This window comes from Bradyrhizobium yuanmingense, assembly GCF_029167105.1.
Taxonomy (GTDB): domain Bacteria; phylum Pseudomonadota; class Alphaproteobacteria; order Rhizobiales; family Xanthobacteraceae; genus Bradyrhizobium; species Bradyrhizobium yuanmingense_A.
Window position 1 is genome coordinate 126,521 of sequence record NZ_JARFML010000010.1, and the last position, 14,136, is coordinate 140,656.

Here is a 14,136-nt window from a genome sequence, read left to right on the forward strand (position 1 = left end):
GTAGGCCATAGTGGATCGAGAGTCCGACAATAAATCCGACCGCGATGCCTATGCCGGTCGTGTGGCCGAACAACTTCTCCTCGATCCAATCGGACAGGAAGATTGAGGCGAGCATTAAGATTAGTGTCGGTAGGGCTTCCCTTTCCGCCAGCAGTCACGAAAACCTCGGTAGAATCGCCGTCCTTTTGATCTGAAAGGACTTTTCGCGTTCGGCTGGACAACCGTCGGTACACATCGACGGTCCACGCACCATGGTCAACGCGCTCTTTACGCCGAAGCGTCACCCGGAAAGCGGAATCTTCCTGTTCCGCAAGCGCGTGCCCGAACGGCTGAGGGATCTCGTCGGCAGGCGCGAGATCAAGTTCTCGCTGCAGACGCGCGACCTCGCCGTCGCGCGCATCCGCAATCTCGAAGAGCTGGCGCGGCTCGAGTGTGAATCGGCACCGAAGCACGCCCCCTTCGATGTCATGTGAATCAGAGACTTATCGTGCCGGTCGGCGTCGAGACCCCACGCCGATTCACAGACCGACGCCTCTAGGCCGGCTTCACAAGTTCGCGGGCGAGTTCGACCGGCATGTCCACCATGACGTCGTGTCCACAAGGCATTTTGGTAACACGCCAGCCCGGCAACCCGGCCACCTTCGCTGCGTAATAGCGGAATGGGCTTGGATCCCAACCCTCGGCCAAAATGAAGACACGTTCCTTTATGGCGGAGCCGGCTCCGGTTAGCAGCACTGGCATTTCAAAGGTCGCTAGTGCTTGAGGTACGCACCGCCGATCAACCCACGCGCGCTTCTGCTCAATGACCTTGAAACCTTCGGCCGAAGCAGGTGCCATCAGACCGCTATTGTTCTTGATGGCACTCCCCCGAAATCCCTCAATGAACGCCTTGAAGTTCTCGCGTGATAAGGCAACCTCGAGGCACTTGTTCAGTGACTGCTCATGCTCGGGAATGAAGGCGTCCAGGTACACCAATGTCCGGATTCGCGAAGCCATCCGATCGGCGACTCCCGTTATCACCATCCCTCCATAAGAGTGGCCACAAAGGATCACGTCGGAGAGTTCCTCTGCCTCGATGACCCCACAAACATCACGAATGTGGGTCTCGAGCGTGACGTCCTGACCGTTGAGGTGCGCGCGTTCTCCCAAGCCCGTGAGGGTAGGGGTAAATACCGTGTGTCCCATGGAGCGAAGTTCACTGGCAACGTCACGATAGCACCAGCCCCCGTGCCACGCTCCGTGCACGAGTACAAAGGTAAGCGGCGATCTGGTCTCCGCGCTCTTCGCGCTGTTTGAGCTCGTGAGCAGGGAGCCAGTGACAACGGCTCCAGCTACAGCGTTGCCGATCAACTGTCTACGATTCATGCGCGTCACCTTCTGATTGAATGAAGTTCTCATAAGAGAACTAGTTCTTATACATGTACAAGGTCTGCCGCAATCTCAATTGCTTGCACACGTCGACGCTCAGAAGTGATCTTCGCGACGCGTTTGAAAACAGATTTGCCTGGATCGCAGCTTGAGCGTGGCTTCTTCTCTCGGCAGCAAACAGGTGAGGTTAATCGTCCGCCGCCGCCAGGAAAATAGCGGTGATCGCAGTGCAGCGCACTAGCGCCTCTTGGGGGGGCTTATCCGCGAGCGAGCTGCGCCCATGCTTTACAAATATATAGACCAATTGGTCGTGAAATGCAATGTTGTGGCGATGGCAGCTCGTGACTCGTTGACTTCTTGCCCAATGGTACATATACAAGAACAAGTTCATGTATAGGAACTTGCTGCGCAGCCGTCCAAGAGCTCCAGAGAGCCGCAAGCAGAAACCAGTGAGGGAGGTAGTTATGTCGTCTAATTCGTTGCGCCATTTGACCAGGATTAATCGCAGAACCTTGATCGGAGGTGCGGGCGGCTTGGCGCTGGCTCACGCTGCGGCTTCGAAGCTTGGGATGCCCTACATTGGGAACGCCGCCGCTGCGGATCCGATCAGGATTGGAATGATCTACGCCAAGACGGGAGCCGTGGCTGATCAAGCGGAATATATGGCGCAAGGTAGCTTGTTGGCTCTTGAGACCCGCAACAACACCCTTTTGGGTCGTCAGGCGGAGGTCATTTGGCTCGATGAGCCGACGTCACAAGCGGCGCAGCAAAATGCCGAGCGCCTGGTCGGCGAGCACAACGTGGTTGGCATTGTTGGCGGCTCCCTTAGTTCGAGCGCGCTCGCAATATCCGCGGTCGCAAAAAAGGCGAAGATACCGTTCGTTGCCGCCAACGCGGGGGCGATCGATCTAACCGGGCGGCTTTGCAACAAATACACTTTCCGCCTGCAGCCCCCGGCAGACGTTCATACCCGCGTTCTCGCGCCATATTGTGCGGGGCTTGGCAAGAAGTGGTATCTCTTGACTGCAGCTTTTGCTTTCGGGCAAGACATCAAGCGTTCTTTCACCGAATTCAGCGCGGCTAATGGAATCACGCTTGTGGGCGTCGATGAGGTCCCGGTCAACACAGCTGACTACAGCTCCTTTATTCTCAAGATCCGTGCCGCCAAGCCCGACGTCGTTGTGGGAGGAGTGCCGGGCAACGATATCTCCACGTTCCTGAAGCAGTGGAACGAGCTGGGCATGAAGGGCAAGATTCCATTTGCGGAAATTGCTGTCGGCGCCACGGATCTCTGGGGTGTGGGTCCAGAAGCTGCGGACGGTCTGTTCACGATGAGCTGGTACCACAAGAACCCCAACAATCCGCCCGAAGAGCAAGCGATGGCGGCAACATATGAGAAAAAATACAAGCGTCCCGCAGCCGACAAGACCTGGATGGGATGGATGGCAATGAACGCATTGCTCGATTCGGTTGAGACTGCGAAAGCCACCGAGCCCAGAGCAATTGTGAACGCGCTCGAAAAGTGGGGCGTTCAGCGCGGCGGCGTAAAGGCGGGTTACCGCGCATTTGATCATCAGATGGTCAATCGTCTGCTCGTCGTCGGCATCAAACCCAGCATCACTGACAAATGGGACTACTTCGACATTCTCGCCGAGACGCCTTCGAATGACGCGGAGATCGAGAAGGTCTTCGGCGCGCAGGCCGAAAGCGCGTGCAAGATGGACGCGCTCTAGGTCTCGGTGAGGGGGCGCCGCAGTCCAGCTGGAAAGATGCGGCTCCTTCAATGGAGCACTCAATGTTTGACTTGATCTTGTCTCAGGCCGTGAACGGCTTGGTTCTGGGATTTCTCTACGTTCTAATCGCCGTAGGACTCTCAGTCATTTTTGGAATGCTCGGCATCGTGAACTTTGCGCATGGCGCCTTCTTTGCCATCGGCGCCTATCTTGCGTTGATGTTGAACCGGGATTTCGGATGGGGAGCGGCGTTGCTGGCGCCGTTGCTTACCGGTCTTATCGGCATGCTCGTCGAATTCGTGCTGATACGACGGCTCTACGGAAAGGAGCCGCTACTCGGTCTGATTCTTACGTTTGCGCTGGCCTTGTTTTTCGAAGCGATCCTTCGCCTGGTGTTCGGCGCCGCTCCTCTGCCTTTCAATCCGCCCAGATTCCTTGCCGGTTTCGTGGAATATGGTCCGGTGTTGATCACCAAATACCGTATCGTCGTCCTGGCGGTGACGGTCTTCGCGCTCGTCGCGTTCTGGAGTTTTCTTGAATACACACCGTTCGGGCGGATTATTCGGGCCGGTTCGCGCGATGCGGAAATGGTTGGACTTCTCGGAATCAATCTTCCGATCGTCTTGAGCAGCGTTTTTGGCATCGGCTGCCTGCTTGCCGGCCTCGCGGGCATGCTTTCCGGTCCGCTCTGGACCGTCAATCCGTCGATGGCCGCGGGCGCGATCATGCCTGCCTTCGTCATTGTCACTATCGGCGGTCTGGGTTCGTACGCTGGAGCGATCATTGCCGGCGTCCTTGTCGGCGTGGTGACGGCGATGACGATTCAGTTTTATCCCGATTGGTCCAGTGCGGCGATGTACGTCCTGATGGCAGTCATCCTGCTTGTTCGTCCGCGCGGCCTCTTCGGCGAAAAGTGGGAAAGGTTCGAATGAAAGTCCGCAGGTTCTCGCGACATCCCGTTGTTTGGGTCGCCGTCGTTCTCAGTGCGTTGACCGGCCTGTGGCTCGGGCTCGGCGCTCCGGTCTCTCTCGTCACGCAAATTGCAATATATGCGCTCTATGGAACTGGAGTAAATCTGCTCGTCGGTTATACGGGCCTTGTTCCGTTCGGCGCGTCCGTCTTCTTCGGTGGTGCCAGCTACGCGGCAGCGTTTCTTCTTCTCTCCGGGGTGGGTAACGAGTTTTCCGCGCTGGCGTTGTCAATCCTGTTCTCGATCCTGCTCGGGCTGGCTATCGGCGCGATCATCTTGCGTCGCAAGGGTCTCTATTTTTCCTTGCTGACGCTGGCTTTCTCGCAGATCGCGTTCGAGATTGCGTTCAAATGGACTTCGGTAACTGGCGGCGAAAATGGCATTCAGGGTATCCCGCGCGCCAATTTTGCCAAGGACATCTCGTTCCACGTCTTTGTGGTTGTGACCGTGGTTCTCGCGATGTGGCTCATTTGGCGGCTGGCGCATGCGCCATTCGGACGCGTCCTCCAGGCCGTGCGCGACAACGAGCAGCGGGCCAGCAGTCTGGGCTATAACGTCTACCTTGTTCGTCTCGCCGCGTTTTCACTCATGGCCGCGGTCGTTGGCTACGCTGGTGCTCTTCTGACTGTTATGCTGCAAGGTGTCTATGCCGACAATCTAAGTTGGCAGCATGCGGGTGACAGCTTGCTGATGACGGTCCTCGGCGGCGTGCATCATTTTCTCGGCCCGCTCTGGGGCGCAATCGCCTTTATCATTTTGGAGAACAGGCTGTCGGCGCTTACAGAGAACTGGTGGCTGATGTTTGCGCCAGTGCTGATCTTGTTCGCGTTGCTATCGCCCGAAGGCATCCACGGTTTGGCGCAACGGATGACGCGTCGCCAGCGTTGGACGCTCACGGACAGCGCAATTCCGCCCAGACCTCACGCAATTGAACCCTACGAAAGCGCAGCGTTGGCAATCGACGCGACTAGGCCGCTCCTCGAAACGCGGAAGCTCTCCAAGAATTTCGGTAGCCTAGTTACCGCCAGGGAGATCGACCTCCAGATTCGCCCCTTTGTGCTTCACAGCATTATCGGCCCAAACGGAGCTGGAAAGACGACCCTTTACAACATGCTCACAGGGGTGTTGCCGGCAAGTGGCGGCCAGATATTGTTCGAGGACAGGGATATCACGAACCTGCCGATCCACGCCCGCGCGCGTCTCGGAATCAGTCGTTCGTTCCAGATTCTATCAATCTTCCCGAACCTGAGTGTCTTTGAGAACGTGCGAGTAGCCGTGCAGGCTCAACGTCACGGCCTGGGTGGATTGTTCTTCGACGCTCACGGTATCACGGCTCTGAACGACAGAACGTGGTCCATTCTTGATGCCGTGGGTTTGGTCGAGCGGGCGGCGGATCTGGGAGCGGAACTCCCCCACGGAGCGAAGCGGCTGCTGGAGATTGCCGTGACCCTCGCGATCGACTCGAAGCTGCTCTTACTTGACGAGCCGCTCGCTGGTCTGGCGGAAGCCGACCGGGTCGTTGTCGCCGACTTGATCAAGAAGCTCTCGGAAAAGCACGCGGTGCTGCTCATCGAACATGACATCGACAGAGTATTGGCCATCTCGGACCGTATCTCGGTTCTGCATCAGGGACGCATTATCGCGGATGGTAAGCCAGCAGACGTGGCCAAAAATCCGGAGGTTGTTGCAGCCTATCTGGGCTCCAGCAGGGGAAGCGAGGCGCAAGCGCGACCAACGGTCGAGCGACTCACCCACGTCTCGGGGGCCCGGCTGCTGGATGCCCAGGGCGTAGCAGCGGGCTATTTTGGAAGCACGGTGCTCTCCGGGGTGGACCTGGCGATCCATGAAGGTGAAGCGGTCGCGCTTCTCGGCCGCAACGGCGTCGGCAAGACGACCCTGCTTCGAGCGCTCACGGGTAGCTTACCGTCGAGCGCAGGTACGGTCACATTCAACGGTGCGACACTCAACGGATTGAAGCCGTATCAAATCAACAGGCTTGGTATTTCGCTCGTTCCGGAAGGCCGCCGTCTGTTTCCGAACCTGACTGTTTTGGAGAATCTTCAACTCGCGATGCGCCCGGGCGGCATCGCCCTCGCGGAGGTGTTCGAGCTATTTCCGCGCCTTCGGACCCGCCAAAAGGCCAGGGCGGAGAACCTGTCCGGAGGTGAACGCCAGATGGTGGCCATTGCCCGTGCGCTCGTTGTTCCCAGCAAGCTGATCTTGCTCGACGAGCCGTTCGAGGGCCTCGCACCGGCGGTTGTTAGTGAAGTGATGGAGGCGCTCGTCAAGCTACGCGGGAAAATTGCGATGATCGTGGTGGAGCATCATGCCGAAACCGTGCTGACCATCGTCGACAGGGCGTACGTGCTCGTCAACGGCGCGGTCGCATTTGAAGGAGCGGCCCGGACATTGGCGGAAGACCATGCGCTTCAAGCGAGGCTGCTCGGTGTTGTCCAGGATGATCCGTCGGCTGCTGTCGCCAGGCAAGCAATCGCGTGACTAGGTAAGGAGAGGTTAAATGGCTTCAGTGCGTATCGGTATCGTCGGCCTTGGCACGATCGGAAAAGCACATTGGAAGGTAATCCGGGAGTCATCGGAGACGACACTGGTTGCCATTTCTGATCCTACGCCCTCGGCCCTGGAGTTCGCTCGCGCCGAACACGTACCTGCCTATGCGGACTACCGCGATATGCTGGAGAGGGAGAAGCTGGACGGCGTGGTTGTGGCTGTTCCGAACGCGCAGCATGTGCCGGTTTCGCTCGCCTGTATCGAACGAGGCATTCCGGTCTTGGTCGAGAAGCCTGTGGCCGATGAAGTCGAGGCCGCTCGCGAAATGTGCAGGGTAGCGGAGGCGCGGAATGTGCCGGTTCTGGTCGGCCACCATCGCCGTCACAATACCGCCGTGCAGCGTGTGCGTCAGGCCATTGGTGACGGGCTCATTGGACGACCGGTCACAGCGACAGTCATGTACAATCAACTGAAGACGGCGAGCTATTTTGATCTTGATTGGCGACGGCAGGCCGGTGGCGGACCCATCCTGATCAACCTCATCCACGAGATTGACCTGATTCGCTTTATTTTTGGTGAGATCCGCTCGCTTCAGGCCCTGAGTTCGAATGCGGTGCGCGGGTTCCCCGTTGAGGACACTGCCGCGGTGCTCTTGCAGTTCCACAGCGGCGCCATAGCAACGATCAGCGTTTCAGATACCGCCGTTACCCCGTTCTCGTGGGATCTGGCCTCGGGCGAATTCGATCTGATGCTAGGAACTTCGGACCGGATGAAGCGGCAAAAGGTCAGTTCGCATGTATTTGCCGGGACGGAAGGCTCGGTGACGCTTCCGACGCTCCAGTACTACAATTATCACGGCACGGTCGAGCCCGGCTGGCGGAGCGATCTCAATGCAGAGACGCTGATGGCTGAAAGCGGTGACACTTATGTCCGCCAGATCGAACATTTCGCCCGAGTGATACGCCGCGAGGAAGCTCCGCTTGTGTCGGGTCTCGATGGGGTCCGAACGCTCCAGGCGACGCTGGCCGTGAAGGACGCGGCAGCGTCAGGCCGGACGATTGTTCTGAGCGAACAGTGAGCGAAGCCGTACCTAGTCGGCTCCCATCCTCAAGGATCAAGTATGCCACTTCTTTCTCTAGCTCACTTCACGGTTATTGACGCTGACCCTATCACGCTGATCGAGGCCGCGCAGATCGGCGGGTATGACGCGGTCGGGCTACGCATCGTGGCGCCGTTCCCCACCGATCATATCGTCCCGGTCATCGGCGATCCCGACATGATGCGAAGCATCAAAAGCCGGCTCGCGGACACGGGTCTCAGAATATTCGATGTGGAGGCGATCTGGCTTTCGGCTGAAAGCGATGTCACCGCGCTGGAACCCGCTCTCGATGTCGCAGTCGAACTGAACGCCAAGTACGTCGTTGTGGCGGGGCGCGATCCTGATCGCGGTCGTCTTGCGGATAGCCTTTCCCGGTTGTGCGCAGCGGCCAACATCAGGGGAATACGGGTAATGTTGGAATTCCTCCCGTACTCTGAAATTCGCTCGCTGGCGGAAGCAATAGCATTGCTGAAAGATGTCGGGCCCGCAAATGCCGGAGTGTTAGTGGATTCCTTGCATCTGAGCCGTTCGGGCGGCAGCCCAGCGGATCTGGCGCAATATGATCAGGCGCTGTTCTCGTACATGCATCTGTGCGATGCGCCAGCCGTCCCTCCGGCGCCTGAAGGAGTGCGTTCCGAGGCCCGGGGAGGGCGGCTTTATCCGGGCGAAGGCGGCCTTTGGCTCGCTGATTTTATGAGAGCCTTCCCCCCGGACACACCGATCGCCATCGAGGCGCCTAACGAGCAGCGGAGTGGTTTGTCGCCGGCGGCACGTGCAAGCCTGGCAATGTCAAGGACAAGGCGGTTACTGGAAGAGGCGGGGTTCAAATGACCGCCATCGTCACCCCATCGCTCGTCGGGAAAATCACCGATCTGCGTGCTCGGCTTCTTGCTACACGCTGGCCGTCCTATGATTCTGGTGACGATCAGTCGCTTGGCTTGAGTTCAGATGATGCCGGGCGCCTGGTCCGATATTGGGCCAATGATTTCGACTTCGCCGCCTGGCGGCAGCGCATCGACGCGTTGCCTCATGAGTTCCTCACCATAGAGGATGTGAGCGTCCATCTTGTCCATGTTCGAAGTCCGCATCCCCATGCAGTGCCCGTCATCATAACCCACGGCTGGCCCAGTACCTTCTTGGAGATCGTCCCGTTAATTGAGCGCCTGACCCAACCAGAGCGGTTTGGAGGGCGAGCCGAAGATGCCTGCCATCTGGTTATCCCCTCGCTGCCTGGGTTTGGCTTCTCGTCCCCAACCAGTGTTCTTGGCGGATATACCGGCGCCGCGATTGCCGACCTGTGGGCGCGTGTGATGACCTCGCTTGGGTATGAGCGGTTCTTCGCCAGTGGTGGCGATGTCGGGGCGCGGGTGACGTCCTGGCTGGGCGTGCGGCATGCGCAACGCGTGCGGGCAATTCATGTCAGTTCGAACGCGCTCCGGGTGGCGCTGCCGGGCGAAGCCGCCGCGACGCCGGACGAGCAGGCGTACCTCGACGCACGCAACCAATGGGCCGCCATGGAAGGCGGCTACATGCATGTTCAGCAAACCAAACCGCTCAGTCTTGCCTATGGCCTGAGCGATTCCCCCGCAGGGCTCATCGCATGGTTGGGTGAGAAATGGTCTTCCTGGAGCGATAAACTGAATCTCGCGAGCCCTGAAGTCATGGACGTCATCCTCGGCCATGCCACGCTCTACTGGATCACCAATACGATCGCCACATCGTTCCTGCCATATTTTGTCTACGACTGGCCGCCCGGCGCAAGGGTAGATGGAGCTCAGGTCAAGGTGCCAGTTGGCTTCTACCTCTCGGCCGCGGAGATCGGTGGCATTCCGCCCGAATCCTTTGCCCGCCGGCAATTTGAGATTTCACGCTGGAGCGTGCTGCCGCATGGCGGCCACTTCATGGCGACCGAAGAACCAGAACTGCTAGCGGATGACCTTCTGGCCTTCATTCGTGCATTTCGATGACTTTCTCGGCCGAGGCAAGCCAAAGCGAAAACCTGTTCCAAGCGAGACTGATCAAGATGAGCCGAGCCCCGCATCTGTTCGAAGGTTTTTCACCGCTCGATCGCCAAACCTCGCGCGTGCGCTTTGCGGGCGTAACAGGCGGAGAGGGACCACCGCTCCTTCTGCTCCATGGTTACCCTGAAAGCCACGCCACCTGGCACGATGTCGCGCCAGCGTTGGCGAAGCGTTATACCGTCGTGGCACCCGATCTCCCCGGCTACGGGAAGAGCCGAGTTCTGGATGCGGGGCCATGGGACAAGCGAGCAGTGGGCGCGGAGCTCGTCGCGATGATGCGGTCCTTCGGGCACGATCGCTTTGCCGTTGTTGGACACGATCGCGGCGCGCGTGTCGGCTATCGGCTTGCGCTCGACCATCCAGACCGTGTGAGTGCTTATTGTTCGCTCGCCGTCGTGCCGACGCTGGATGTCTGGCCCGCGGTCGACCGGCAATTCGCCAAGGGCGCATTTCACTGGTTTCTGTTTCTTCAACCGGGCGATTTGCCGGAGCGGATGCTGGCGGCGGATCCTGATGCCTTTCTTGAGGCCACATTGAACCAGATGGCAGGTGGAATCGAGAAGCTGCATCCCGCTGCCGTGGCCGACTATCGCGAAGCGTTTCGGGAAAAGTCGGTGCGTCAAGCGATGATCGAGGACTATCGCTCCGCCTACGACACTGATCTCGATCATGATGCGGCTGATCGGGCAGCGGGACGCAAGATTGCCTGTCCCGTCATGGTGCTTTGGGCCGACGAACGCCTCGTTGCCAGCGGGATGGAAACCGGGGTGTTGACTGCAGCCGATGTCTGGCGCCGCTGGGCGGGTGACGTGAGCGGGTTCGATATCGCCTGCGGACATCTTTTGCCAGAGCAGGCGCCGGAAGCGGTCATTGAAAAGATCGTGCCGTTTCTCGAGGCTTCCTTAAAGCGCGACACCGCGTAATTGGGCCTCTGTCGACAAATGATGGACTTCGTCGCTCCGTGGGCGCAATGCGCATCGACACTTTGAAAGGTCAGCTTACGTGGAAACTCTTCGTCTTGGGGCCAGTACATGGACCTATCTGCAGACATGTGAGCTGGAAGCAGCTCTTCGGCGGCTGAAGGCCCTGGGCTACAGTCGCTTTGACGTCCTCACGATCCCACCACATCTTTGGCCATATGATATCGATCTTGCTCAGCGTCGCGCGCTTCGTACCTTCCTCGCCAGCGAAGGCCTGAGCTTTGATTCACTGAATTTACCGAGCACCGATCAAAATCTGTGCAGTGTTACACCACAGATGCGCGAATACTCGGTTCAGCAGTTTCTCGACGTCATTGACCTTTGCGAAGAGATCGGCGTGCCGATGATCGTTGTAGTTCCGGGCAGACGCGCCAACTTCGTGCCGCCGCCACTCGAAGCGGCGCATGGCTGGTTGAAGGCCGGTCTCGAGATACTTCTTCCGCACGCAGAGCGCGCGGGCGTGCGCCTGATCCTTGAAAATCACCATATGAGCTCGATGCCAACCGTGAAGCAGATGGTGACGTTTCTGGATGCGTTTGGCAGCGATCATCTTGGAATCGCCTATGACGTCGCTAATGGAGAGTTTGTCGGCGAAGACCAGACCCAAGCCATCCGGACTGCTGGCCGCTGGTTGTGCCAAGTCCATCTTTCCGACGCGAGCCGCAGCAAATGGGACCACGCTCCGATCGGACGATCTGCCGTTGATTTCGGCGCGGTCGCGCGGGCACTTCGCGAGATCAATTTCTCGGGGACGAGCATCGTGGAATTGATCTCCGAAACACCAGATGCCGATATGGCCGACGCTCTGCGAGAGTTGCACCGCTATGGCTGGCATTGAACCCTCCGCCATGGCATCGGGAGAAATAGATCCGGGCAACGAGTTTCCCAACGGTGAGATGCGCATCTTGGGGCTGATCGGCGATCCCGTGTCGCAGGTGCGCGCTCCTGCTCCCATGACGCAGCGCCTGCGCCACGCGGGCCTCAACGCAGCCCTGGTACCACTGCATGTGCCGGCCGTCGTCTTGCCAATCGCGTTCGGCTGCCTGAAGCTGATCGGAAACCTCGACGGTTTGGTCATCACCGTGCCGCACAAGATTCCAATGGCTGAGCTGGTTGATCGTTGCTCCGAGCGCGCGCGCCTTGTCGGTGCGATCAACGTCGCGCGTCGCGAAGCGGATGGCTCCTGGAGTGGCGACATTCTCGATGGCGTAGGCTTCGTGCGGGGGCTAAAACAGCGTGGGTTTAATCCAGAAGGCCAGAGCGCCTTCGTGATCGGGGCTGGCGGCGCTGGCTGCGCGGTCGCCGCGGAACTGGCTATGGCTGGCGCAGTGGTACGCGTCTTCGATGTCTCCCCCGACCGTGCCAGCGCGCTCGTCAAGCGATTGAGCCGGGCCGATTACCCTGTAACCGCGGCCGATACGCCTGATCCCCGCGGGGCTCGCCTAGTGGTGAATGCCACGCCCCTCGGTATGAGACCCGATGACCCTCTGCCTCTGGACCCCGCGCTGCTGTCGTCGCAGATGCTGGTGGCCGATGTGGTCATGAAACCGCGGGTGACGTGGTTTCTGGAGCAGGCGAGGGCGCGGGGATGCGAGATCCAACTCGGTGAAGCCGTGATGCTCTTTCAACTGGACGCTCAAATCGAGTTCTTTAGGGAGCATCTGGTAGCTGGAGCGCCGGCGGCTGGTTAGCAGGGTCCGGGTCGTCGGTGGGGTGCGTGCTCCTGCGTGGCGCCAGCAGCATCGCGTTGACAGACAAGGCAAAATGACAGATTAGTTCACATATGTGAACTGGAGATGTCCTTGATGTCTGATACGGGACTGGCGGCAGTCAAGTCCGCCGATCGCGTTCTCGATCTTTTCGAGCTGTTGTCCCATGCGGGACGCGAAATGTCGCACAGTGAAATTGCGGACTTGTTGCGGATTCCGAAAAGCAGCCTCTCTCAGCTACTGAAGAATCTGATTGCCCGCGGTTATGTCGAAGTCACGGCGAACGGGCGTGGATACAGGTTAGGCGAAGCATTGCTTCGTCTGGCGCAGGGCGCGGGCAGGATGCGTGACCTGGCGACCCAGTCCGAAGCGTTCCTGGCGGAGCTAACGAACAAGACCGGCGAAAGCAGCGCGCTAAACCTTCTGAGAGGCGATGAGGCTGAGGTCGCGGCGACAGTTCTCGGGCCGCACAGATTGGTCACCCATATGCGACTAGGTGATTTGGCGCCGCTTTATGCGACCTCCGGGGGGAAAGCAATTTTGGCCCACATGCCGAGCAGCTTTCAGAAAGAATATCTTGGCCGCGTGCAGTTTGAGCGGGCGACCCCAAAAACAATTCACTCGGTCAAGGTCCTGCGTCAGGAGATCGAAAAAATCCGTGCCAAAGGCATCGCATATTCGCTCGAAGAGTGGACCCCGGGAATCGTCGGCATAGGAGTTCCGGTGCTCGATCCGGCCGGAGAACCGCTGGGCGCAATCAACGTCGCAATTCCGGCCTCGCGATTTAATCCGGAAATGCAGCGTAGAGCAGAACAGGCACTGATCCAGACCCGGGATGATCTGTTGCGGCAACTCCTCGTAAACCCGCGGGCGGCGCGATCAGAACTCGACGCCCGCTAGGATTGACATCCGTCGCCTTGTGCATGTACAAGAACATGTTCACATTTAAGAACATGGTGACTTGGCATGGATGCCGCAGTGAAATCAGACGAACAGTTGGCAGATCGCCGACAGATACGTGATTTGCTCGAGAACTGGGTCGTTTGGCGCGACGCTGGCGATTGGGAGCGATTTCGACAGGTGTGGCATCCTGACGGACGCATGATGGCAACCTGGTTTCAAGGAAGCGGCGACGAGTTCATCCTGGTGAGCCAGGAGGGCTGGGCGCGTGGCGTCAGCATCCTGCATTTCCTCGGTGGAATATCGATTGAGGTCAGCGGAAGCCGCGCTATCTCGCAGACCAAAATGACAATCTCTCAGCGCGGCGATGTTGAAGGTGTTACCTGCGATGTTGTCTGCACCGGCCGCTTTTATGATTTCCTGGAAAAGCGGGACAATCGCTGGGGCATCGTGCTGAGGCAGCCGATCTATGAGAAGGATAGAATCGATCCGGTCTCGCCAGCGGCGAAGCTAGAACTCGACCCCGCCTTGCTCGCTCGCTTTCCCGAAGGCTACCGTCATCTCGCCTACATGCAGACCCGCATTGGTTACACCGTTAAACCGGATATGCCCGGCCTCAAGGGCGAAGAGGTAGAACAGCTCTATGGTCGCGGTGCCGCATGGCTTCGTGGGGCAACGCTCTAGCCGTGACGGGCATCTCTCCTTTCGCCTACGTATCGAATCCGGCACGTGTGCTGTTCGGTTCCGGGAGGGCACGCGAGGTCGCGCCAGAGTTGGAGCGGTTGGGCTGTCGCCGGGCCTTCGTCGTTTGCACCGCGGACCAGAAGGATCTCGCGCTGCGTGTTGCG

Annotated in this window: 13 protein-coding genes; 12 read left to right on the top strand and 1 reads right to left on the bottom strand. The window is 59.0% G+C overall.

The annotated features are described in order from the left end of the window. The first annotated feature begins 251 nt into the window (after positions 1-251). Positions 252-473 carry a DUF6538 domain-containing protein gene (locus P0R31_RS15390; protein ID WP_275514763.1) on the top strand — a complete coding sequence of 74 codons (222 nt, stop codon included), beginning with the start codon at positions 252-254 and terminating at the stop codon, positions 471-473. A 61-nt stretch (positions 474-534) separates the two neighbouring features. On the opposite strand, the gene P0R31_RS15395 is transcribed toward P0R31_RS15390, so the two are convergent. Beyond that, positions 535-1,398 (bottom strand): alpha/beta fold hydrolase, encoded by an 864-nt coding sequence (locus P0R31_RS15395; RefSeq protein ID WP_343299320.1) that lies wholly within the window; start codon positions 1,396-1,398, stop codon positions 535-537. A gap of 539 nt (positions 1,399-1,937) precedes the next feature. On the opposite strand from P0R31_RS15395, the gene P0R31_RS15400 reads away from it, so the two are divergent. From P0R31_RS15400 to P0R31_RS15450, 11 genes are all read left to right on the top strand, one after another. Continuing rightward, positions 1,938-3,101: an ABC transporter substrate-binding protein gene (locus tag P0R31_RS15400; protein WP_275514765.1), complete on the top strand. Its 1,164-nt coding sequence runs from the start codon at positions 1,938-1,940 to the stop codon at positions 3,099-3,101. A gap of 62 nt (positions 3,102-3,163) precedes the next feature. Beyond that, positions 3,164-4,033 carry a branched-chain amino acid ABC transporter permease gene (locus P0R31_RS15405; RefSeq protein ID WP_100176178.1) on the top strand — a complete coding sequence of 290 codons (870 nt, stop codon included), beginning with the start codon at positions 3,164-3,166 and terminating at the stop codon, positions 4,031-4,033. Further along, positions 4,030-6,570, top strand: a complete 2,541-nt coding sequence (locus P0R31_RS15410; RefSeq protein WP_275496835.1) for a branched-chain amino acid ABC transporter ATP-binding protein/permease — start codon at positions 4,030-4,032, stop codon at positions 6,568-6,570. Before P0R31_RS15405 ends, P0R31_RS15410 begins: the two co-directional genes overlap by 4 nt. A 19-nt stretch (positions 6,571-6,589) precedes the next feature. Then, a complete protein-coding gene (locus P0R31_RS15415) occupies positions 6,590-7,657 on the top strand; it encodes a Gfo/Idh/MocA family protein (protein ID WP_275508802.1) in 1,068 nt (355 codons plus the stop codon). A gap of 42 nt (positions 7,658-7,699) precedes the next feature. Next, positions 7,700-8,509 (top strand): sugar phosphate isomerase/epimerase family protein, encoded by an 810-nt coding sequence (locus P0R31_RS15420; protein ID WP_275514766.1) that lies wholly within the window; start codon positions 7,700-7,702, stop codon positions 8,507-8,509. After that, the gene (locus tag P0R31_RS15425) at positions 8,506-9,645 is read left to right on the top strand and encodes an epoxide hydrolase family protein (protein WP_275514767.1); all 1,140 of its coding nucleotides are present in this window, start codon (positions 8,506-8,508) and stop codon (positions 9,643-9,645) included. The genes P0R31_RS15420 and P0R31_RS15425 overlap by 4 nt, the downstream gene beginning before the upstream one ends. Beyond that, positions 9,642-10,622 (top strand): alpha/beta fold hydrolase, encoded by a 981-nt coding sequence (locus tag P0R31_RS15430; RefSeq protein ID WP_275508805.1) that lies wholly within the window; start codon positions 9,642-9,644, stop codon positions 10,620-10,622. The genes P0R31_RS15425 and P0R31_RS15430 overlap by 4 nt, the downstream gene beginning before the upstream one ends. A 79-nt stretch (positions 10,623-10,701) precedes the next feature. Then, positions 10,702-11,517, top strand: coding sequence for a sugar phosphate isomerase/epimerase family protein (locus P0R31_RS15435; RefSeq protein WP_275508806.1), 816 nt, complete (start codon positions 10,702-10,704; stop codon positions 11,515-11,517). Further along, positions 11,504-12,370: a shikimate dehydrogenase family protein gene (locus P0R31_RS15440; RefSeq protein WP_275508807.1), complete on the top strand. Its 867-nt coding sequence runs from the start codon at positions 11,504-11,506 to the stop codon at positions 12,368-12,370. The genes P0R31_RS15435 and P0R31_RS15440 overlap by 14 nt, the downstream gene beginning before the upstream one ends. Positions 12,371-12,484: 114 nt before the next feature. Further along, positions 12,485-13,288 carry an IclR family transcriptional regulator gene (locus P0R31_RS15445; RefSeq protein ID WP_275496828.1) on the top strand — a complete coding sequence of 268 codons (804 nt, stop codon included), beginning with the start codon at positions 12,485-12,487 and terminating at the stop codon, positions 13,286-13,288. A 66-nt stretch (positions 13,289-13,354) separates the two neighbouring features. Further along, positions 13,355-13,972 (top strand): nuclear transport factor 2 family protein, encoded by a 618-nt coding sequence (locus P0R31_RS15450; RefSeq protein ID WP_275496827.1) that lies wholly within the window; start codon positions 13,355-13,357, stop codon positions 13,970-13,972. The last annotated feature ends 164 nt before the right edge of the window (positions 13,973-14,136 follow it).